The sequence below is a fragment of the Pantoea allii genome (genome assembly GCF_046529425.1).
Lineage (GTDB): Bacteria > Pseudomonadota > Gammaproteobacteria > Enterobacterales > Enterobacteriaceae > Pantoea > Pantoea allii.
Genome location: NZ_CP125958.1, coordinates 2816764 through 2837854, shown reverse-complemented (window position 1 = coordinate 2837854; position 21091 = coordinate 2816764). Strand labels below are relative to the sequence as shown.

Here is a 21091-nt window from a genome sequence, read left to right as displayed (position 1 = left end):
CTTCAGAAAGATATTTTACCCGTTCTGGCAGACTTACATCGCCAGACGGCCCCAGATCCCGTTAAAGTAGTCCGGCAGGCAGGTCAGCCTGCTTTATCACAAGTGAAAATATCTCATCATACAGGTAACGTCGGTCATGGCTTTGATCCCCAAAAACTATACGCGTCTGGAAAGTGGCTACCGTGAGAAAGCGTTAAAAATCTATCCGTGGGTCTGCGGGCGTTGCTCGCGGGAGTTTGTGTATTCGAACCTGCGTGAATTAACGGTTCACCACATTGATCACGACCACACCAATAATCCGGAAGACGGCAGTAACTGGGAGTTACTGTGCCTGTACTGCCACGACCACGAACATTCGAAGTACACGGAAGCCGATCAGTACGGCACCTCCGTTGTGGCGGGCGAAGATGCGCAGGACGATGTGGGTGCAGCCACCTACAATCCTTTTGCTGATTTAAAGTCGATGCTCACCAAAAAGAAATAACGCTGGGTACATCCTCTGCGGACAGATTTCGGCCCGTCGTTATCAGCGAAAAGCGCAAGGCGCTGAAGCCTGCCCCACGCCGTGAGCGGGGCAGGTGACAAGCCGCCTGCCGTGCAAACAGGGCAGATGGCGTGCCTCTTTTCATGCAGGGCATTGTTGCCCGCTTTGCCCCGGTCGCTCTGCTGGGAAAGCGGCGCGTACAGCACCCGCAGGACGACATGAAGAAGGCTCATGTTGATGTGAAATTAAGTCGCTTTCACTCATGCCATGACTCTGGCATAAAATATGCTTATTGATTACCGACGCGTTGAAGACTGCCGAACACGCAAGCCACAAGACAAAAGCAGGCCGTTCTGGCGAACAATGCAGTTTTCACATCAGAATTCAGGATCTAAAACACGATGAATAACAACTTCACATTTACGATTAAGAGCAGTGTTTTTGATGAGAATTACAACCCATCAGAAAATACGCGCATCACCACCAACTTTGCTAACCTGGCCCGTGGTAAGAACCGTCAGGATAACCTGCACAACGCCCTGGTGATGATTGATAATCGTTTCAATTCCCTGGCGCATTGGGACAACCCAAAAGGGGACCGTTATTCTGTCGAGCTTGAGATCATTTCTGTTGAAATGAATATCAATGTCGAAAATAATCGTGATGCCTTCCCGGTAATCGAAATATTAAAAACAAATATTGTCGATAAAAAAACCGATGAGCGCATTGAAGGCATTGTCGGAAATAACTTCTCCTCTTATGTGCGCGATTACGACTTCAGCGTATTGCTGTCAGAGCATAACAAAAATAATCCCGTGTTTAACATCCCGGATAACTTTGGTGAGCTGCATGGCAATATCTTTAAATCCTTCATAAAATCAGAAGCGTACAAAGCGAATTTTAGCAAAACACCGGTGATTTGCCTCAGCGTTTCAAGCAAAAACACCTATGTGCGCACCGGCAACCGTCATCCGGTACTGGGCATTGAATACCAGCAGGATGAATATTCACTGACCGATAAATATTTCAGCAAGATGGGCCTGCATGCACGTTACTTTATGCCTGAAAACAGCGTTGCACCTTTAGCGTTTTATTTTACGGGTGATTTGCTGCGTGATTACAGCAATCTTGAACTCATCAGTACCATCAGCACGATGGAAACGTTCCAGAAGATTTATCGTCCTGAGATTTATAATGCAAATTCTCCGGCAGGTATCGAATATCAACCGAGCCTGAGCCATCGGGATTTTTCATTAACGCAAATTGTTTACGACCGAGAAGAACGTAGCCATCTGGCTATTGAACAAGGGAAGTTTACTGAGAAGAACTTCATCAAACCCTACAAACATGTTCTTGAGCAATGGTCTGCTAATTACGTTCTTTGATTAACTCAGTATAAGGTTATCTGTTATGAAAATTTTGTTACCGACTTCGACGGCGGGAAGCCTGCCTAAACCGTCATGGCTTGCGCAACCTGAGACGCTGTGGTCGCCCTGGAAACTGGAAAATGAAGAACTCATCGATGGTAAAAAAGACGCGCTGCGTTTAATTCTTGACGATCAGGATCGCGCAGGTATCGATATCGTCAGTGATGGCGAGCAAACGCGCCAACACTTTGTGACCACGTTTATTGAACACCTCAGCGGTGTGGATTTTGAAAAACGCGAGATCGTTAAAATCCGTAATCGCTACGATGCCAGTGTTCCGACCGTTGTCGGTGAGGTGGCGCGCCAGAAGCCGGTATTTGTTGAAGACGCCAAATTTTTACGTCAGCTAACCAATAAACAGATCAAATGGGCGCTGCCGGGTCCGATGACCATGATCGACACGCTGTATGACAGCCATTACAAGAGCCGCGAAAAACTGGCCTGGGAATTTGCCAAAATTCTCAACCAGGAAGCCAAAGAACTTGAGGCGGCGGGTGTCGATATTATCCAGTTCGATGAGCCGGCATTTAACGTGTTTTTCGATGAGGTGAATGACTGGGGCATTGCCGCGCTGGAAAGAGCGGTTGAAGGTCTTAAGTGCGAAACCGCTGTGCACATTTGCTACGGCTACGGCATCAAAGCCAACACCGACTGGAAAAAGACGCTGGGAACCGAGTGGCGTCAATATGAAGAAGTGTTCCCTAAACTGCAGAAGTCGAACATCGATATCATTTCGCTGGAATGCCAAAACTCTCGCGTTCCAATGGATCTTATCGAACTCATTCGCGGTAAAAAGGTGATGGTTGGGGCCATTGACGTGGCAACCAATGCTATCGAAACGCCAGAAGAAGTGGCTGATACGCTGCGTAAAGCCCTTCAGTTTGTGGATGCCGATAAGCTTTATCCGTCGACCAACTGCGGCATGACGCCTTTATCGCGCCAGGTTGCCCGAGGCAAGCTGAGTGCCTTAAGTGCCGGTGCTGAAATCGTCCGCAAAGAACTGCTGTCTAAATAATCGCGCCAGTCGTCGGTTAGGTAAAAGCACATCAAAGGAGACCTGATCGGTGATCGGGTCTTTTTTTTTACTCACCGGGCGAGGTTGTGCCTCATCAGCAGCAGGCTGCATAAAGGCGTAAAGTCCAGGCTAGTGGCCTTTCCTGCGCTTCCACTCATCCACAACGTCTCCCAGATTTTTGGCAATATCATTGCGTATCCACGCCATGAACTCCCGATCAAACCGGAATGTCTCCCCGCATTGCGCAACCATAAAACGACGCACGTTTTGCGTGTTCTTATAGTTTTTATCAACCATCGTCATGCGAGTCAGTTCCGCGCTGTGCCAGTCAATGCTCATTTGCTTGCCTCATGTAAAACGGGGTGAAAGAGTAATGCGTTACTTTGATGCTTCCTGTTCAAGCCATTCCAGAAACAGATTTAGTGCTGATGACTTGTCAACATCGGGAGCGATTAGCGCCACGTATTTGCTTCCTTTAACGCCAACCGGAAAGGGAGCCAGAAGCCTTTTCTCTTTTACGACATGCCTAAGTGTGGGCAATCCACCGATACCGACGCCAACACCATCAATGACCGCCTGAAGACTAATATAATTGTGTTCAAAGCGCTGAAATCGCTGTGGGCGCAACGCGTCGATTCTGGCTGCTTTCATCCATCTTTCCCATTCGCCCACTCGCGTATTGGATGTGACGAACACATGTTTGGAAAGGTCTTCAGGTTCCGCTAAAGGCTGTCTGGACAAAAGCGTCGGGGCAGCAAGTAAAGTGAGTTGTTCTTCGAACAAAGGTCGCTTGTCAAAATAACGCCATTCTGACTTATCCAGTGGATCTCGTCGAATCAAAACATCAAAGCCAGACAGGCCTTTTATGTCCGCGCTGTTGGATATGGACACCGAAACTTCCACGTCAGGATTTCGGCGATGGAATTCCGGTAAGCGAGGTATCAGCCAGTGCATCGCCAGAGTTGTTTGGGCGTTTACTCTTATGACGCGTGTATTTTGTGTTTTTCCGAAGCGAATTGAAGCATCACTGATAATGTCGAAAGCGGCACTGATTTCGGCTGCAAATGCACGGGCATGTTCGGCCGCAACACTGCGTTGCCCTTGCCGTTCAAATAAGGGTTGCCCTAACCACTCTTCAAGCAATTTGATTTGGCGGCTGACGGCACCGTGGGTGATCCCTAATTCCTCCGCGGCGGCACTCAGACTGCTTGCGTGTGCTGCCGTCTCGAACAGCCTCAAAGCATTTAACGGCGGTAGGTTTCGTTTTTTCATCTGTGACTTTTAGTCTCATCAACGGACAGTATTAATCGATATTATGATCTAAACACACACAGTAGGATGCATGTTTCGAAGTCAAAAATCAGGAAAGTCATGGCAATCTATCTGTGTGTAGCCTTAATTGCGATACTCGCCGGAGTGGTGAGTGGGATAGTCGGTACAGGCTCTTCTTTGCTTTTACTGCCTGTCATGGTCAGCGCCTTCGGGCCTAAATTAGCCATACCGATAATGGCCATCGCCGCTATTCTGGGCAACCTCTCTCGTATTGTTGCCTGGTGGAAAGAGATAGATTGGCGCGCAACGTTGGCTTATGCACTGCCGGGCGTGCCAGCAGCCTCGTTGGGTGCTCATGTCCTGCTCGCTTTGCCCACATGGACGATAGACGGTGCTTTAGGCATTTTTTTCTGGGTTATGATCCTGATGCGAAGGCATGTGAAAAATAACCGATGGAGATTATCGATAAAGCAGTTGGGGTTTTGTGGTGGAACAGTCGGTTTCCTGACCGGTCTGGTGCTATCAACAGGCCCGGTGAGCGTACCGATTTTTACGGCATATGGGTTGAGTGGTGGGGCGTTTATTGGCACCGAAGCAGCAAGTGCACTTCTTCTGTACATGAGTAAAGTCAGTACCTTTTCGTTCCAGGGGGCGCTTTCATTACACATTGCCCTTATGGGACTCTTCGTCGGTGGCGGCATTATGCTCGGAACCCTCAGCAGTAAAGCTTTGGTACGAAGATTCACGGTGACACATTTTTCATTCCTGATAGACGTTATGCTGTTGATTGCCGGGGCAGGGTTTTTATACAGCGCCTGGCAGGTAAAATAATTCTACTGCAGATGGACAAGGCTGATGCTTTCACTACAGCCAATCAGATTGGCGTTTCTCGCCGCCAGGATTTTATCAGGTGGTTGCGCCATAACGGTGAAGGGTAAGCCATGCTGGTAACGTCCGCTTATGGCGCAAAGCGGACTGATGTCAGGTTAATGTCTGCTATGCGCGAAAAGCGGAATTTAGTCGTTGCTTCAAGTGACCATGAAGCCATGCCGAAACGCTAGTTTGCAGACGCTGTAGGTCTTATGGTTATTTCAGATGTATTAACGGTTTCAGGCGCCTCAATGACATGCTTTACAGCATGGGCAATGTCAGCGGGTTTAAGTGCGACAGAACGGTAGGCATCCATCAGCGCCATGGTTTCCTCATGGGTAATTGTTGACGCGAGTTCACTTTCTACAACGCCGGGATTTAAGCAGGTTACACGTATGTTAGGACTTTCCTGTCGTAACCCTTCAGAAATAGCCCGCACCGCAAACTTGGATGCACAATAGACGGCAGCTGTTGGTACGACAGAAAAGGCACCAATAGAGCCGATATTAATTATCTGACCCGATTTCTGTGCTTCCATTACGGGTAGCACAGCGCCAATACCCCAAAGCACGCCCTTAATATTAACGTCTATTGTTCGTTCCCATTCATCCTGATTGCCAGCGGCAAGGGGTGAAAGCGGCATAATGCCTGCATTGTTAATAAGGACATCAATACGGCCCCAGTTGTCCAGTGCTGTCTGGACGAAGTCAGACATGGATTGTCGATCGGTAACATCCAAAGCCCGCGCATCAGCAATACCGCCCGCGCTGCAAATGTCTGCTGCAATGGCATCGATACGTTCCACTCTACGTGCTCCCAGTAATACCTTCGCACCTGCAATTCCAAGTTCTCTGGCAATGCCTTCCCCGATGCCACTTGATGCACCAGTGATTAATATAACTTTGTCCATGATGTTCTCCTGTCATTGATTTCGGAGAGAGAATAGAACTTTACGATAAGTTGCAGTATCCTGCTTTCACTGGACTCAGTGGTTAGCAGTACTAAACAATGAAAATTGATCTCAATCTTTTACCTGTTTTTATTGCGGTTGCAGAAGAGCATAATTTCAGTAAAGCTGCAGCACGGCTGGGCGTGACCCGTTCGGCGGTCAGTCAGGGAATAAGAAGGCTCGAGGATGCTTTCGGCACAATGCTTGTCATGCGGACGACTCGCTCGGTTCATCTGACGGAAGCGGGAGAACAGTTGCGTGTATCTCTTTCATTGCCTTTAACCAGTCTCGAAGCTGCATTCGACAATATTGCTCCTGACCGTAAGCCAAGAGGACTTCTCAGAATCGCGGTGACCTCGATAGCGGAAGAATTTCTTTCAGGCCCGTTAATCGCTTCCTTCGCGGCAGCTAACACCAGTGTGAAGCTTGATATTGTTGTCACTGATAAAGAGTTTGATATTGTGGCTGCAGGCTACGATGCCGGTGTCAGGCTCGGAGAAGTGATTGAAAAAGACATGATTGCTGTTCCGCTTACGGGTGATCAACGTGAAATGGTGGTTGCTTCCCCTTCCTATCTTGCAGCCAATAGTCGCCCTTATCATCCTCGTGAGCTGGTTCATCATCAGTGTATCGGCTGGCGCTCATCCCCGGATGTTGAGCCCTATCGCTGGCCATTTGAAGAAAACGGGAGAGCCTTCGATCTGGCGATTGAACCGCATATTACGACGAATGACCTGCGTCTGATGTTAAGACTGGCTCTGGCTGGTGGCGGCATCACTATGGCTACTCAAGAAACATTCAGGCCATATATAAAAGGCGGTCAGCTTGTGTCAGTGCTGGATGAGTATCTTCCACAATTTCCAGGCTTCTATCTGTATTTTCCCCAGCGCCGCAATATTGCGCCAAAGCTCCGTGCTCTGATTGACCATATCAAAGAATGGCGGCAGACGTTTACTTGCCCCCTCTGAGTGGTTCATTTCCATTTTTTTGAATCAGTGAGTTAGTTCAGGGTAAAGGCTAAGATTAGCGCATGCAGATGCTGCAGACTTGTCCAGTATTACGTGATAAAGCATATTTTCTTCACTGCTCCATGCACCGTTGCAAGCTGTCCTGTTGTCCTGCTTAACTTCCTCTATATAACGCCCATGTCATGCAACCTTATTTCTAAAAACTCCTCTGATAGATGAACTCAGGGTCAATTCAGCCTGCGGATTTTGGAAACAAACGCTTAAATCCCGGTAGTTACCATGACGGTGGGTTCGCCAGTTATGTCTGCTAAGTCCGCTTCTGCACTAAGCAGACATTGTGTTCACATCCCCATTAGGACTCAAATTTGTCTTTCGCTGGCACCATATCGGGCCTGTAAATCCCTGACCCAATCCCGCAGTCGCCCCAGCGTCAGCTCTTTTTTGCCAGTACATCCTGCAGCATCGCCTTTTCGGGGCACCAGACTCTTTAGCCGCAGATATTCCTCTTCCCGCTGCCGCATATAGTTGAGTTCAGAAGGGGAAACTCCGCTGTATTTCTCAGGCCATGCTTAAAATGTGGCCAGAAATTCAAGTCATAAATATAGTATTGTGATTTGTGTCACTAAATATTCCGTTTCGCAAAAAAGGTCATTCTAAATGACAACAGCCGACATGCCTCGCAATTTAATATGCCATTACTATGATGGCCGGACAGTTTAATCTCATTTAAGTTTTTGAACGCACTTAAAAATAGACACTGATGGAATATCACATGCCAATAAATACAGCTGCCATGCAAGAAAAACTATTAAGTTTAATGCAAAGCGTTGGTCAAAATATCTACCTGAAATCAGTGATGAGCGGCATGATGCTCGTGTTACCAGCAACCATCATGAGTTCCGTCGCCACGCTTCTTAAGGTATTCCCTTTCCAGCCTTACCAGGATTTTCTTGTTCGCTACGAACTAGTAAGGTTTTTTGATATACCTATCAATTTCACCAACAACTTTCTGGCAGTCATTGTTTCATTTTCGGTGGCTTACACGCTGGCTAAAAATCTTAATGTTGATAGCTTCATGGCCGGTCTGCTTTCAATGATTTCATTCTTTATACTTACACCCTATAACCCTGGAGAGATCGGTCCACTGGGGCAATCATATTTAATTCCAAGCCAATGGTTAGGTGCCATGGGGTTGTTTACGGGGATTTTGGTTGCCATTGTATCAACCCGTATTTTTACAGGCATCACCCGAAAGGGATTAATTATTAAAATGCCAGAGAATGTCCCGGATTTTATATCAAAATCCTTTTCATCGCTCATACCTGGTATTGTAATCCTGACAACATTTACTGTTATATCTGCGGTTATAACGATTAATGGTTATGGTAGCATCCATCAAATCATCTATAAACTCATCCAGTCGCCACTCACATCTCTTGGATCAGGCATTGGATCTATTATTTTTGTTGCAGTGCTTGCTCAGTTGCTCTGGTTCTTTGGTCTTCACGGGCACGCCATAACGCTAGGCATTGTAGCCCCTATATGGTTTGCTATGGATGCACAGCAACTGGCTGCGTATGCTGCAGGCATTGAATTACCTAATATCACCGGGTTTGCATTCTTTATGACCTATGGTGTTGCAGGTGATTTATTACCATTAGCGATTATGTTGGCTTTTTTTGCAAAGAGTAGTCGATATAAAACTTTAGGTAAAATAGCCCTTCCTCCCGCGGTATTCACAATTGGTGAACCCATGGCCTACGGTGTACCTTTGGTCATGAACTTTGCTTTAGCTATTCCCTACATCCTTATCAACGGGATTATGTTGGGCATCGCATATTATCTAACTGTAATTGGAATATTGCGGATGACCTGCTCCCCGTTGATTAATACACCGCGATGTTAGTAATGTCTTCATAAGCCACATGAGGACATTCCCATGAAGAAGCGTTTTTCCGACCAACAGATCATCAGTATCCTCCGCGAAGCTGAAGCCGGGGTTTCTGCCCGTGAACTCTGCCGCAAGCACGCCATTTCCGACGCCACCTTTTATACCTGGCGTAAGAAGTATGGTGGTATGGAGGTGCCCGAGGTTAAGCGCCTGAAGTCGCTTGAAGAAGAGAACGCCAGACTCAAGAAGCTGCTTGCCGAAGCCATGCTGGATAAGGAGGCACTCCAGGTGGCTCTGGGGCGAAAGTACTGACGACAGACCAGAAGCGGGAAGCCGTTGAGTTTATGTGTGGTGCGACCGGTCTGTCGCAACGTCGTGCCTGCAGACTCACAGGTTTGTCCCTGTCGACCTGCCGCTATGACGCTCAGCGTCCGGCGGATGATGCCCATTTATCAGGGCGCATTACTGAACTGGCACTGGAGCGCAGGCGTTTTGGCTATCGCCGCATATGGCAGTTACTGCGCCGTGAAGGGCTTCTGGTTAATCACAAGCGCGTGTACCGCCTTTATCATCTGAACGGGCTGGGCGTTAAACGCAGACGTCGTCGTAAAGGGCTGGCAACAGAACGTCTGCCGCTGCTCCGCCCGGCGGCGCCCAACCTGACCTGGTCGATGGATTTTGTCATGGACGCGCTCGCCACCGGTCGCAGGATCAAGTGCCTGACCTGTGTGGACGACTTCACGAAGGAATGCCTGACGGTCACTGTTGCCTTTGGGATTTCAGGCGTGCAGGTGACACACATTCTGGACAGCATTGCGCTGTTTCGAGGCTATCCGGCGGCGATAAGAACTGACCAGGGGCCGGAGTTCACCTGCCGCGCACTGGATCAATGGGCTTTTGAGCATGGTGTTGAGTTGCGCTTAATCCAGCCGGGCAAGCCAACGCAGAACGGATTTATCGAGAGCTTTAACGGACGATTTCGCGATGAATGTCTGAATGAGCACTGGTTCAGCGATATCGTTCACGCCAGGAAAGTCATTAAAGATTGGCGGCAGGATTATAACGAGTATCGTCCGCATTCAGCACTGAATTATCAGACGCCATCAGAGTTTGCAGCACGGTGGCGGAATGGAAAATGTGAAGGTAAACAAACCGACATTACTAACTGATGGTTGTATCTAATACTGGGGGCAGGTCACCGAGGCTCGCTGGCGTCAGCACGCCTGCGGGGATGCCTATCATAATCTCAGGATTCATGCAGGGTAGCTGGAAAATAGCGGCATTCCAGTTTATTGGGTTGTTTGTAAGATTTTCAGCCTGGTACTTCTTCTTCAAGATAGCTGATGCGTTAGCCTGTAAAGAAGAAACGGATGAAATCTGTGCGAGATAGATAATCAAAATCTGGAAGTTGACCATGAGAAATACACTACGCCACGGTGGGTTAAATGTTGCAAATTAATTATCAGACCAGTCGAATTGTTGTCGACAGACTCCCTGTTGCATGTCACTGGAGCGTTAAGCATATACAAACATCGTACCATGTAACAATTTTAAAAGACGATTCCGTGGTGCATGAACTTACTGGGGTTGGCGATAGCACAGATCTCCTTTTAACTGGCTTTGAGTTGAGTGAATACGGCACATATACTGTGAAGATTAATTCATGTAACAGTGCTGGTAGTATGGTTTCACTGAGTAATTCATTCATTACGGGTAATCTGGGTAACTTCCACGGCAACTGGATAGCAAAACCTTTTCAGAACAACAAAGATAAACCAGAAGATAGCAGTACGCGAAACACGGTTCTCAGGAAATGTTTCCCTATCCAAAATGCAATCGATAGGGCTGTAATAAACATTGCTGGCCTTGGATTCTATAATCTATATATAAATGGGGGTAAAGTATCAAGGAATGAACTTAATACCGACTGGACTAATTACTCGAAAACCGTCTATTACGATACCTATGAGATAAAAGATTACTTAAAAACGGGTAGCAATACTTTAATCATTGAACTGGGAAATGGATGGTATGCTCCCTCCGAAATGAAACTATTCGGGAAGTATAATCTTCGCGACATGTTATGTTCAGGGGTGACTCAGGCAATCGCTGATATTTTTATACAGGGTGAGGGACTGTCAGTACGTCTATCGACGGATGAGACATGGGAATGTAGTGAAGGCGCATATTTTACCAACAATATCTACCTGGGCGAAACCTTAGACTCCCGATTGTTCAGTGGTCGCAATACCACAGAACTGGTATCACCCAGATGGAATAACGTCCTCCTGGCGAAAGGGCCACAAGGGCAGATGGTGTCCAGTTATATCCCCAAGATAGAAAAAATTAAGTGCCTGGACTTTAAAGAAATCCATGTTCTGAATGAATCAGAATTCATCGTAGATTTTGGGGAAACTCTTTCCGGGCTTATTGACCTTTCGGTGAGCGCCTCCGAAGGACAAGTTATCACTCTGACATATGCTGAGTGTCTCGACGATGATTACACGTTGAATACCGGGTCAACGCTGGCTGGCTTCATTGGAAAAGAGGTAGCACCCGGCATTATTATAAATGGTGGAGAGTCATCCCCCGGTCGTGCAGAGCAAATCGACCAGCTCATTTGTCGAAGTGGCATCAATCATCTGGTTAATAAGTATACCTATCATTCTTTTCGCTATGTGAAAGTGAGTGGAATGAACCTGGATCAGTTACTCTGCATTATGGCGCACAAGGCATACAGCAAACTCGAAAGCGCCGGCGATTTTCTTTGCTCAGACTTGTATTTAAACCGGCTGTATGAGATTGCGCGTAATACCAAACTAAACAATATTCACTCCGTGTTCAGTGATTGCGCGCGGGAGCGGTTCGCGTATGGTGGGGACATCGTTGCTCTGGCAAAATCTCAGGTTTATCAGTTTAATTCTGCAAAGATGTACGAAAAAACCCTTTCAGACTTTATCAACGACACGCGGAAAAATGGTGGTTTTCCCGAAACGGCACCGTATGTGGGAATTAAAACAAACGGAACCGGGGAAACAGCCGGCCCTTTGGGATGGCAGCTTGTTGTTCCCTTTTTGCTTAACATTCATTACCAGCACTATGGAACGCTGGATCTCGCACGTGCGTTTTTTCCATTCCTGGAGCGTCAGCTTGAACACCTTAACAGTGTCGGGTATGAAGGGCTTCTCAACTGCTGCCTCGGGGATTGGGGGAGCCGAAATTCTGGTGCCGTTGACTATAAGTCAGGTTCTCCCGCACGCAATTTCACGACCGCATGTATCTATTATCTGCATGTAAAGTTACTCCATAAATTCAGCACTATTCTTAAACTGAACGGTAGGTCTGAATTTTATGCGAAACAAACACTTGAAATCAGGGATCGTATTATTACTGATTTTCGAAATGCTGATGACAGCTTTGCAGATAAAAGTCAGACAAGCTATGTTTTTGCACTCTATATGGAATTAAGTGATAACCCCAAAAAGTTAGCCAGTGAACTGGCTAATGCTATCCGCGATAATAATTACCTGGTAACCTGCGGAATTTTTGGGCAAAGCTTCCTGTATGAAGTTCTCCGTCATTATGATGAAAATGAAGTAATCATGAAATGGCTTCACGCCTGTGGGGGATTCAAAAGTATGCTTCATGACGAGGATACTACCCTGAAAGAATTTTTTGGTGATAATAAGAATGGCTCATGCAATCATGCGATGTTCAGTTCTTATACTAGCTGGATGACTCAAGGGCCAGGAGGTATTATTATTGAGGATAATGCAAGAGGTAGTGATACTGTAAGAATACAACCTGCATTTTTGGATTCATTACAGTTCGTCGACTGTACACATCAAACTGTGAGGGGATACATTTCTTGCAAATGGCAACGTCTTGCAAAAGGTATTGAAATAGTGATCAATATTCCATTTAATTTAAAAAAATGCATTCTGGTTATCTCAGAAGAGTATAATGTCACGGGTAACATCCATGAACCTCAGTATTCCGATGGTGTTAATCAATACTTTGATATACGAAATGCTGGTGAGGTCAGCGTGTTACTGACCTGAACGCTTCATTAATTAAAAGCTCCATGTAGGTGTTTTATGATCAATCCTGAAATACATGACAGTCTGTTAGCATATACAGAGAGAGAACTTGAGATTTTACGTGCTAACTATCAGCTGAGTCATAAGTTTAAGAACCGCATGGAGCGTAGGTTTTTTAAAGATAACTATATTTATATTGAAAAACAGACTCGTTTCACAAAAGTGTCCTTGCATTCACATGATTTTATAGAACTCATCTATATCTATCAAGGAAGTATGCGTCAAAATGTCAATGGCGTGCCCATGACATTACAGGAAGGGGAAATTATGCTCCTCAACCAGTTTGCTAAACACGAAATTGATTCTGCCGGCCATAACGACATCATCATTAACTTCATCATCAAAACGGAGTTTTTTGGCAAATTAATGTCGTTGTTTGATGAGGATAACCTGATATCGGATTTCATTCTCGCGTCAATAAATGGTAAGCGTCGTTATGGGGAACATATTCATTTCAAAGTGGGTGAGATAGATTCTATCCAGAACATTATGCACATCATCATTACTGAGATTTATAGCGCAAATAAACTTAGAGAGGTGCGCGTTAATTTTTTAGTGGGTTTGTTGCTGACCGAATTACTTGCAAATATTGAGTGTAGTGACTATCACATTAATGGAACTTACAATAATTCGATATCAACATCTGTCCTCAGATATATTGATGAGAATTATAAAGTTGCGACACTTAACGACATTTCTCGAAGGTTAAATCAGCCGAATTATAAGGTAAGCAAATTACTCAAAGACTTCACCGGAAAGAACTTTAGTGAACTCCTTATTGAAAAAAGGTTGGATATCCTAACGCATTTACTAAAAAACACAAATTATTCAATAATTGACGCAATCAACATGTCCGGTTATGAAAATGCCACTCACTGCTATAAAATATTCAAAAATAAATACGGCATGAGTATCAAGGAATATCGCAATAGTTTTAACTAACCCTCTTTCCCTGTTCGGAAAAGTCAGGCATTTTTGTCTGGCTTTTTTTAAATTTAATATTGAATGCAAAATTCGACATACAAAAACACAAGCCTGGTTATAACTCTACTTTGGCGGTCAAATATAATGGTTGTGATTTCTTTTATTATTAAAAAATTACCCTACCATTACCAGTGGAGCTATAATAATGTGTTTAAATAAAATAACGCTTTATTTATTGCTGTTTTGTAGTTGTATAAATGAAAGCTATTCTGCAAATATTTCTGAGGATGGCTCGTTTCAATTAAATGGCTATGGAATGGTTGCCGGCGATTTTCAGAGCGAATACAACAGACCCAAAAACATGACGCTTCATGCAGATCCCACTGGCCCGAATCAGGACCCGCGAGGAAAAATGGGGGATCTCGGTAACAGCTTTTGGCACGATTATTATACGTCGCTTGCCGTTACCAAGAAATGGACAGGGATCGGCGCGCCTGAACAGTGGGCTGATTACACTTATCAGGTTGTAGGGTACGGAGATAAAGCTCTTGAAACTGCACAAAACTATGGGAGATTTGGTGGACTGAATTTCCTGCCAGATGAGTCGAATATCTGGGCGGGCCGCCGCTATCTGGACGAGCGGATCAATGTGTTTGCCTATAATACTAAAGAAGTTCACATTGATTCAGGAATAGGTTACAGCAGTAAAAATTTTGATTTTGCTGTAGGGACCGCTCAGATTGACTGGTCAAGCTCTGGCGCGCCGATGGCCGCAGAAGGTTCACGCCGGATTTTCGACCTCACTTATCGGCTCGGATTAACAGAGTGGGGCATTACTTATGTCAAAGAACTGGATAACCCACTTGGTACCGGTGTACAGCAGGCCACAAGTTTCTCAGCTAAATACACTATGCCAAACTACCTTGGCCTGATTAAAGGTCAATCTTCACTACAAATTCAGTATGGCAAAGGCGTTATAGCGCAATACCTGAATACCAGCCGAATAAGTGTACTCAGTGAGAAAGGGGATTCATCTGTCAGATTTACTGTCGATGGAAGCATTTCACAATTTGAAGATTTTACCGTAAATCCCGCTTTTATATATGAATATACCAAACGTGATAAGTCTGCAGACCGAACCACGGTTATACCCGACCTGGCTTATTCTGGTGGCGATATGATTTATGGCTACGAAAATGAAACGGGGATTTTTGGTGGCGTAACGGTAAAACAAAACCTTCATCATCAGAACATTTCAATGCTCTATGAATTTATTGTAAACAATACCAAAAACAAGAATGGGGTCGCCGGTGCTAATGGCAATGCCTACAAAATTTCAGTAGGTCCGGCTCTTCAACTGGACGTGCTCCCTTATATCGCACCACTTGCCAGTCTGACATTGACCTACGCCGGGGGAGATCGTGAAATAACCCTGTTGCCAAAAGCATCTGAATGGCGAGTGGGCTATCGCATGGAAGTCTGGTTCTGACGGTGTCTGTCTTTAACGCTATTCAGGAGTAAAAAATGTATAGAAAATCAATTGTGGCATTGACCGCATTCTTTACCTTATCTGTTTCCGCAGCCGGTCAGGTAGCAGAAAGTAAAAATATCAAATTAACGCCAAATGCACTGGCTGTTGAAATGATCCCTGATATTACTTACTCATTTACACAGAATACCATGGGCAGGCCTCTGCAACTGTCAATGGACGTTCTTAAGCCTTACTCCCCAAAACCGCTTCCTGCAGTGGTATTTATCACCGGTGGGGGATTTATTGATGCACCGAAATCAAAGTTCATTGGCCAACGTGTCGATATTTCACGGGCGGGTTATGTGGTGGCCAGCATAAACTACCGGGTAGTCCCGACAATGGTCTTTCCAGGCCTGCTTGAAGATGCTAAAACGGCCGTCAGGTTCTTACGCACCAATGCTGACAAACTGGGTATTGACCCTTCCCGGATCGCCGTGATGGGTGAGTCAGCCGGCGGCTATCTGGCTGCAATGGTCGCCACCACTAACGGCATCAAGACGTTCGATACGACCGAATATTCCGGGCAAAGCAGCGATGTGCAGGCAGCGATTGATCTGTATGGCTTATCTGATCTCACCACGGTCGGGAAAGATTTTTCTGATGAAATTATAGAGGCGCACAAGTCTCCCGCTATTCCGGAAGCAATGCTGGTCAACGGCATTCCGTGGCAGGGCGGAGGGTCCATTCTTTCTAACCCAGGCAAGGCTAAAGCGGCAAATCCTATAACCTATATCTCCGACAAAACCCCGCCATTTTTACTGATGCACGGCGATGCCGACAATGTGGTGTCGCCAGGCCAGACAGGTATTTTGCATGAGGCGCTTATTGCACATGGACGTGATTCAACGCGTTATATCGTCGAGGGGGCCGACCATGCTGGTTTGATGTGGTATCAGCCTGAGATAACCAAGATCATCATTAATTTTTTGGATACCCATTTGAAGGACAAAAAATAACTACGGGTAATGCCGGATCATTCCCGTGATAAAAACGAATTGCAGGTCAGTTGCACTATTGAATTGAACATATTCTGGGGATTATTTCACTGGTTCAGTGAAAATCTCGATTGTAAAAAATAGGGAGTTAACTTGAAACGTATCTTTTTATGTTGTGCTGCCGGTATGTCTACCAGCATGGTGATGAAAAAAATGAAACAGGCTGCAGAAAAGAACAACATCGAAGTCGATATCGTTGCGGTTTCGATGGAAGATTTTGATCGGACTCTGGCTCTGTATGACTGCTGTCTTCTGGGACCACAGATCAAGTATAAATTTGAGGAGTTTCAGGCTAAAGCCATATCAGCGGGAAAAAAAATAGCGGTAATCAATAGCATGGATTACGGCATGATGCGCGGAGAGAAAATCCTCAATGATGCACTGGCTCTTTTTGAATAACGAACGGTAATCATCAGCAATAACAGAATTGAGGTAGCAAATGGATATGGAATCAACGGTAATGGAACTCATCATCAATGCAGGTGAGTCCCGTAGCTGTGCCATGCAGGCCCTTAGCGCTGCAAAAAAGGGTGACTGGCATGAGGTCGAAGCGCAAATGAATGAATCTTTTGCCGCATCTAAGCGGGCTCACGACGTACAAACAATGCTTATTGGTATGGACGAGGGATGCGGCAAAGTTCAGGTAAATCTGGTCCTGGTTCATGCGCAGGATCATATTATGAATTCGATGTTAGTCCGGGAAATGGTCCAGGAATTCATTGATATTTATCGCCAGCTTCCAGCGCGTTCCGCATAGCCTCACGCTTTTGCTGACAGATCTCATCTATTGCGTCCATATAATATGGACGCTTATTCATTAACGTCCGCTTCTGCACAAAACAGACTGAGCCAGGAAAACTGTCCGCCATGAGCGACAAGCGGACAATATTAACCCTGTGTGATGGCGGAAAAATGTACTCCAGGACGTGCGCTCTAGAACCTGAGCGTAGCGGTTGCGGTAATCTGTCGCTCCGCGCCGTAAAAACACGCTGTTGTGGCGTAACATCCTGCGACGTAATTCTTATCAAAGAGATTGTTAACGTTCAGCCCTATGGTTGACCCCGGCATACTGAATCTGCCCAAATCATACTGTATGACGGCATTCCAGATCGTGTAGGGCTTCACTTTAAAGGAGTTTGCGTTATCACCTTCCGTTGACCCGATATACCGACTGCCTAATCCTACCGTCAATCCGCTAAGAGACGTTTCATGGAAAGTATAGTTTCCCCATAATGCCGCCATATTTTTTGGAATTTCAGCAGGACGATTACCTTGATACAACGTATCTTTGGTATATTCTGCATCCGTGTAGGAATAGCTGCCGATAATATCGACATTTTCTGTCAGCGCTGCTTTTGTCTCAAGCTCAATACCTCGGGAGCGTTGCTCGCCATTTTGTATTGAATATAAAATATGCTCAGGATCTGAACTCAGATTTTTATCTTTTGTTAACTGAAATACAGACAAGGTTGCGGAAATCAATTGATTGTCAGGAATATATTTTATCCCAGCTTCATATTGTTTGGCGCGAGATGCCTGGAACATTTTACCTGTATAGTCTGATCCCGCGGTTGGCAGGAAGGATTCACTGTAGCTAATGTAGGGTGAAATACCGTTATCAAACAGGTAGTTCAGGCCTCCACGCCATGTAAATTCATTATCATCCTGTCCGGCGGAGGTATTGTTAGTAAGACGATTGACGCTGTCTACTTCAGACCAGTCATAACGCCCACCCAGTGTGAATACCCAGTGATTCCATTCCGCCTGATCCTGCAAGTACAGGCCCGTCTGTTGCAGATGATCGACCTGATCCCGGTAACCGAAATACTGCACCGCCGTATTACCATATACAGGATTGACCAGATTCAGACTGGACGCTATACCCAGCGCCTGCCATACATCATTACGCGTGCGCCGGTAATCCACGCCCATAAGCAACGTGTGGTCTACCTCATAGGTGGAAAACGTATGTTGCGCCTGAGTATCAACAGCGAAGGTCGACAAATGCTCTTTAGCCTTAAGCGCACCTCGGGTCAGTTGCGACGGATCAAAGGGGGAAATCTGGCTTCCAAAGATTGTTCGGTAATCCATATCTACCGTTCCGTAGCGCAGGTTCTGTCGTATTGTCCAACTGTCATTGATTTGATGGTCGAAGGCATAGCCGACTAACTTCTGTTTACGGGAAATTTTATTATAGCCCGGTTCACCATCGTTAAAACTGGTGGGTAATTTTCCACCCGCGCCACTGGTTACCGTTCCTTCTTTAGGCAGGTAGCCAAACCATCCTGTATCGGGTTCATCGAGAAAACTGCTTAAAAAAGTAAACTGGGTTTTGTCGCTGGGACGCCATGTGAAGGACGGCGCGATAGAATAACGCTTGGCTTTTTCACCCGTCTGTTGCTGATCCTGATCGCTGGCCACGCCTGTCAGTCGGTAAGTTAACTTATTGTCGTCATCAACCGCGCCGCCAAAATCAAAACCGGTCTGGAAAAGATTATGGTTGCCTGCTTTAAACTGCACTTCGCGAAGGGTTTCCGGTGTCGGACGCTTGCTGACCAATGCAATAATGCCGCTGGGGTCACTCAGGCCATACAGGACAGAGGCAGGACCACGCAGCAATTCAGCGCGTTCCAGCATATAAGGATCGACCTGGAATGAAGTGAAACTGTCACTCTGCAGTTTGAGTCCATCAAGATAAATATTATCGCCGACCTGGCTGAACCCCCGGATATTAACTGAATTAAACCCGCTTACTGAACCGCGACTGTCAACCATCACATCGGCTGAATAACGAAAAGCATCTTTCAGTGTCTGTGGGCCGAGCAAATCCATTTCTTCACGCGTGACAACGGTAATTGACTGGGGGGTTTTACGGAGTGGCGTATCTGTTTTAGTGGCTGTCGCACTTCGTTTTGCCACCACGGAACCTACTGGTCCCCAGGCATTTTCTGCAGCGTTACTCTGCCCATCGCTTGTTACCGTAAGTGTATCCTGCTTAGGTGAAGCCCCGTCGCTGTCTGCTGACAGGGCGGGAAATGACAGTGAACTCATTAATGCGCTAATGATGACCGCACAGTAACGTGGAACAAGGACTCTTCGTACTTTCATGTCTGTATGCACTCGTAGGGTTTGAATAAAATACATTTGACTGAAACGAATAAGCGCCAGGCCCGCGCGCGCCACTTTCTAAAAAAGAAGTCTGCTTTCCATGACGGTAAACCGGCCCCGAACAGCGGCATCTGCGCCTTCTGTGACCCTGTTGTCAGGCAACGCCACTCAGGCTGCGCATCGGTGGGAACGCAGCCGTTATCGCTGTTCAGCACGCGGATTCATAACGTTTCAGTCGTAAAACATCCAACACAAATAAAAATCATTCTCATTTAATAGCGAGAATGATTTTTTCGATAGCGAAACCCAGACATAAAATTTTTCATTTCAGCCAAAAGTGACGAGTTTTTCTTTTCAGCGGGGGGGAATCCAGACTTAACGTCAGAAATGATGTGGTTGATGTCGCCTTCACCGGCAATATCGCTACAACGAAATCAGAGAAACACCTGAATGTTTCTTGGCGTCAACGACGGTTAAAGGCCGGCTTTTTTCCGCCAGGGCGTCATGCCACTGGGTATGAATGAAGTGTGATAAACAACAACCCCCAGGCGGAACAATCCGTCAAGAAAAGGGGGGGAACGTCTGTTGTCTGGGCGAACTGAACGAGCAAGGGATGACGGATCAGGCTGTGCGTTTAATCCAGATAAATTTTGCCAGGCATAACACCTGCTGCAAATTTCTCTGTTCTTTCAAAAAGGTAGCGTGCTGGCGGCTTGCCGACTGCTTTTCGGAACATGGTGATAAATCCGCTGGCGTTCTCATAGCCAAGTTCCAGCGCCACGGTCTGAACGCTTTCACCGCGGGTTAGGCGCTGAAGTGAAAGAATGACATGTAGCTGCCGACGCCAACGGCCATAACTCATGCCGACTTCCTGCAGCATCAGCCGGCTCATGCTTCTTTCACTCATACCAATGCGATGAGCCCATTCGCTTAAAGAGGATTTGTTAATGGGATCGGCCAGCATCATTTCAGCAAGCTGACGCAGCCTTCGATCACGTGGCATTGGCAGATGCAGGTCTTCTACAGGCGCTATAGATAATTCATCAAGTAGGGTTGCTATCAAACGGCTTTCAGGCCCCTCTGTCGCATAGAGCCTCGGTAAACTCGCTGCTTTAAGCAATAATTCACGCATGAGTGGGTTTACTGAGAGTGTGCAGCAGGTTTTCGGCAGCCCAGGCATCGCTTCGGGTTCAATAAACAGGCAATAGCATTCTGTATTTCCAGAACCACGTGCAGAATGTGGCATGTTGCCCGGTATCCACACGGCACATTGCGGTGGAACAATCCACATCCCCTCGTCTACCTCACAATTGAGCACGCCCCGGACGGAATAGAGTAATTGCGACTTACGATGTTGGTGTGTTTTATTTTCCCAGCCGCGTGAAACCATGGATGCGCTCATGGCAAAAACGGCGCGCGGAATGCTGTCAATATCAGGCATAACAACAGAATTTAGCGACGGTCCCAGGGACATACATTCAGCCTTAAGGTTGAGCGAAGCGTTTTTGGCGGATTTAAACAACATTATGACCAACATTCGCAATGCAGTCTAAGGGG

At 46.3% G+C, this 21091-nt stretch carries 17 protein-coding genes and 2 pseudogenes; 14 read left to right on the top strand and 5 right to left on the bottom strand.

Translation table 11 applies throughout. The features are described 5' to 3' along the window. The first annotated feature begins 136 nt into the window (after positions 1 to 136). The 3 genes from yajD (at position 137) to QNH99_RS13345 (ending at position 2926) form a co-directional block, all read left to right on the top strand. Positions 137 to 484, top strand: coding sequence for an HNH nuclease YajD (gene yajD, locus QNH99_RS13355; RefSeq protein ID WP_063879236.1), 348 nt, complete (start codon positions 137 to 139; stop codon positions 482 to 484). 401 nt (positions 485 to 885) lie between these two features. Further along, positions 886 to 1869 (top strand): DUF1852 domain-containing protein, encoded by a 984-nt coding sequence (locus QNH99_RS13350; protein WP_063879237.1) that lies wholly within the window; start codon positions 886 to 888, stop codon positions 1867 to 1869. A 25-nt stretch (positions 1870 to 1894) separates the two neighbouring features. After that, on the top strand, positions 1895 to 2926 hold the full coding sequence (locus tag QNH99_RS13345) for a methionine synthase (protein WP_096012433.1): 1032 nt from the start codon (positions 1895 to 1897) through the stop codon (positions 2924 to 2926). A 129-nt stretch (positions 2927 to 3055) separates the two neighbouring features. Here QNH99_RS13345 and QNH99_RS13340 read toward each other — a convergent pair whose 3' ends face one another. Then, positions 3056 to 3265 carry a DUF6434 domain-containing protein gene (locus tag QNH99_RS13340; protein ID WP_241536681.1) on the bottom strand — a complete coding sequence of 70 codons (210 nt, stop codon included), beginning with the start codon at positions 3263 to 3265 and terminating at the stop codon, positions 3056 to 3058. A gap of 39 nt (positions 3266 to 3304) precedes the next feature. Next, positions 3305 to 4198: a LysR substrate-binding domain-containing protein gene (locus QNH99_RS13335; protein WP_410516799.1), complete on the bottom strand. Its 894-nt coding sequence runs from the start codon at positions 4196 to 4198 to the stop codon at positions 3305 to 3307. 99 nt (positions 4199 to 4297) lie between these two features. Here QNH99_RS13335 and QNH99_RS13330 point away from each other — a divergent pair, with 99 nt between their 5' ends. Continuing rightward, positions 4298 to 5029: a sulfite exporter TauE/SafE family protein gene (locus QNH99_RS13330; protein WP_256853506.1), complete on the top strand. Its 732-nt coding sequence runs from the start codon at positions 4298 to 4300 to the stop codon at positions 5027 to 5029. A gap of 226 nt (positions 5030 to 5255) precedes the next feature. Here the strand turns inward: QNH99_RS13330 and QNH99_RS13325 are convergent, their stop codons facing one another. Then, a complete protein-coding gene (locus tag QNH99_RS13325) occupies positions 5256 to 5978 on the bottom strand; it encodes an SDR family oxidoreductase (protein WP_241536668.1) in 723 nt (240 codons plus the stop codon). Between the two features lie 98 nt (positions 5979 to 6076). On the opposite strand from QNH99_RS13325, the gene QNH99_RS13320 reads away from it, so the two are divergent. The 10 genes and pseudogenes from QNH99_RS13320 (at position 6077) to QNH99_RS13275 (ending at position 17183) form a co-directional block, all read left to right on the top strand. Next, complete coding sequence (locus QNH99_RS13320; RefSeq protein WP_410516798.1) at positions 6077 to 6985, top strand: LysR family transcriptional regulator; 909 nt, start codon at positions 6077 to 6079, stop codon at positions 6983 to 6985. An 817-nt stretch (positions 6986 to 7802) separates the two neighbouring features. Then, positions 7803 to 8849: pseudogene (locus QNH99_RS13315) on the top strand (PTS sugar transporter subunit IIC); the annotation flags it as partial. Between the two features lie 75 nt (positions 8850 to 8924). After that, positions 8925 to 10045, top strand: a protein-coding gene (locus tag QNH99_RS13310; RefSeq protein ID WP_109718365.1) for an IS3 family transposase whose coding sequence is annotated in 2 segments (ribosomal slippage) — positions 8925 to 9183 and positions 9183 to 10045 — 1122 coding nt in all. Because the reading frame shifts where the segments join, the coding sequence is not laid out codon by codon here. A gap of 20 nt (positions 10046 to 10065) precedes the next feature. Continuing rightward, positions 10066 to 10266, top strand: a pseudogene (locus tag QNH99_RS13305) (PTS sugar transporter subunit IIC); the annotation flags it as partial. 55 nt (positions 10267 to 10321) lie between these two features. Next, positions 10322 to 12937 carry a family 78 glycoside hydrolase catalytic domain gene (locus QNH99_RS13300; RefSeq protein ID WP_410516797.1) on the top strand — a complete coding sequence of 872 codons (2616 nt, stop codon included), beginning with the start codon at positions 10322 to 10324 and terminating at the stop codon, positions 12935 to 12937. Positions 12938 to 12973: 36 nt separating this feature from the next. Beyond that, a complete protein-coding gene (locus QNH99_RS13295) occupies positions 12974 to 13918 on the top strand; it encodes an AraC family transcriptional regulator (RefSeq protein ID WP_063879246.1) in 945 nt (314 codons plus the stop codon). A gap of 187 nt (positions 13919 to 14105) precedes the next feature. Then, positions 14106 to 15389 carry a carbohydrate porin gene (locus QNH99_RS13290; RefSeq protein ID WP_063879247.1) on the top strand — a complete coding sequence of 428 codons (1284 nt, stop codon included), beginning with the start codon at positions 14106 to 14108 and terminating at the stop codon, positions 15387 to 15389. A 35-nt stretch (positions 15390 to 15424) separates the two neighbouring features. After that, positions 15425 to 16387, top strand: a complete 963-nt coding sequence (locus tag QNH99_RS13285) for an alpha/beta hydrolase fold domain-containing protein (RefSeq protein WP_082875184.1) — start codon at positions 15425 to 15427, stop codon at positions 16385 to 16387. A gap of 132 nt (positions 16388 to 16519) precedes the next feature. Next, positions 16520 to 16825 carry a PTS sugar transporter subunit IIB gene (locus QNH99_RS13280; protein WP_063879248.1) on the top strand — a complete coding sequence of 102 codons (306 nt, stop codon included), beginning with the start codon at positions 16520 to 16522 and terminating at the stop codon, positions 16823 to 16825. 40 nt (positions 16826 to 16865) lie between these two features. Then, positions 16866 to 17183, top strand: coding sequence for a PTS lactose/cellobiose transporter subunit IIA (locus QNH99_RS13275; RefSeq protein ID WP_063879249.1), 318 nt, complete (start codon positions 16866 to 16868; stop codon positions 17181 to 17183). Between the two features lie 176 nt (positions 17184 to 17359). Here the strand turns inward: QNH99_RS13275 and fhuA are convergent, their stop codons facing one another. Together fhuA and QNH99_RS13265 are read right to left on the bottom strand one after the other, a co-directional pair. Beyond that, positions 17360 to 19534 (bottom strand): ferrichrome porin FhuA, encoded by a 2175-nt coding sequence (gene fhuA / locus QNH99_RS13270; protein ID WP_256853762.1) that lies wholly within the window; start codon positions 19532 to 19534, stop codon positions 17360 to 17362. 634 nt (positions 19535 to 20168) lie between these two features. Further along, a complete protein-coding gene (locus QNH99_RS13265) occupies positions 20169 to 21008 on the bottom strand; it encodes an AraC family transcriptional regulator (protein WP_063879250.1) in 840 nt (279 codons plus the stop codon). Between the last annotated feature and the right edge of the window lie 83 nt (positions 21009 to 21091).

What these genes read in the sequence shown, in the direction of transcription:
- QNH99_RS13345 (WP_096012433.1), top strand. Translation starts at nt 1,895, where the DNA reads ATGAAAATTTTGTTACCGACTTCGACGGCGGGAAGCCTGCCTAAACCG.
- QNH99_RS13350 (WP_063879237.1), top strand. Translation starts at nt 886, where the DNA reads ATGAATAACAACTTCACATTTACGATTAAGAGCAGTGTTTTTGATGAG.
- QNH99_RS13285 (WP_082875184.1), top strand. Translation starts at nt 15,425, where the DNA reads ATGTATAGAAAATCAATTGTGGCATTGACCGCATTCTTTACCTTATCT.
- QNH99_RS13340 (WP_241536681.1), bottom strand. Translation starts at nt 3,265, where the DNA reads ATGAGCATTGACTGGCACAGCGCGGAACTGACTCGCATGACGATGGTT.
- QNH99_RS13275 (WP_063879249.1), top strand. Translation starts at nt 16,866, where the DNA reads ATGGATATGGAATCAACGGTAATGGAACTCATCATCAATGCAGGTGAG.
- QNH99_RS13325 (WP_241536668.1), bottom strand. Translation starts at nt 5,978, where the DNA reads ATGGACAAAGTTATATTAATCACTGGTGCATCAAGTGGCATCGGGGAA.
- QNH99_RS13335 (WP_410516799.1), bottom strand. Translation starts at nt 4,198, where the DNA reads ATGAAAAAACGAAACCTACCGCCGTTAAATGCTTTGAGGCTGTTCGAG.
- fhuA (WP_256853762.1), bottom strand. Translation starts at nt 19,534, where the DNA reads ATGAAAGTACGAAGAGTCCTTGTTCCACGTTACTGTGCGGTCATCATT.
- QNH99_RS13290 (WP_063879247.1), top strand. Translation starts at nt 14,106, where the DNA reads ATGTGTTTAAATAAAATAACGCTTTATTTATTGCTGTTTTGTAGTTGT.
- QNH99_RS13300 (WP_410516797.1), top strand. Translation starts at nt 10,322, where the DNA reads ATGTTGCAAATTAATTATCAGACCAGTCGAATTGTTGTCGACAGACTC.
- QNH99_RS13330 (WP_256853506.1), top strand. Translation starts at nt 4,298, where the DNA reads ATGGCAATCTATCTGTGTGTAGCCTTAATTGCGATACTCGCCGGAGTG.
- QNH99_RS13265 (WP_063879250.1), bottom strand. Translation starts at nt 21,008, where the DNA reads ATGTCCCTGGGACCGTCGCTAAATTCTGTTGTTATGCCTGATATTGAC.
- QNH99_RS13295 (WP_063879246.1), top strand. Translation starts at nt 12,974, where the DNA reads ATGATCAATCCTGAAATACATGACAGTCTGTTAGCATATACAGAGAGA.
- yajD (WP_063879236.1), top strand. Translation starts at nt 137, where the DNA reads ATGGCTTTGATCCCCAAAAACTATACGCGTCTGGAAAGTGGCTACCGT.
- QNH99_RS13320 (WP_410516798.1), top strand. Translation starts at nt 6,077, where the DNA reads ATGAAAATTGATCTCAATCTTTTACCTGTTTTTATTGCGGTTGCAGAA.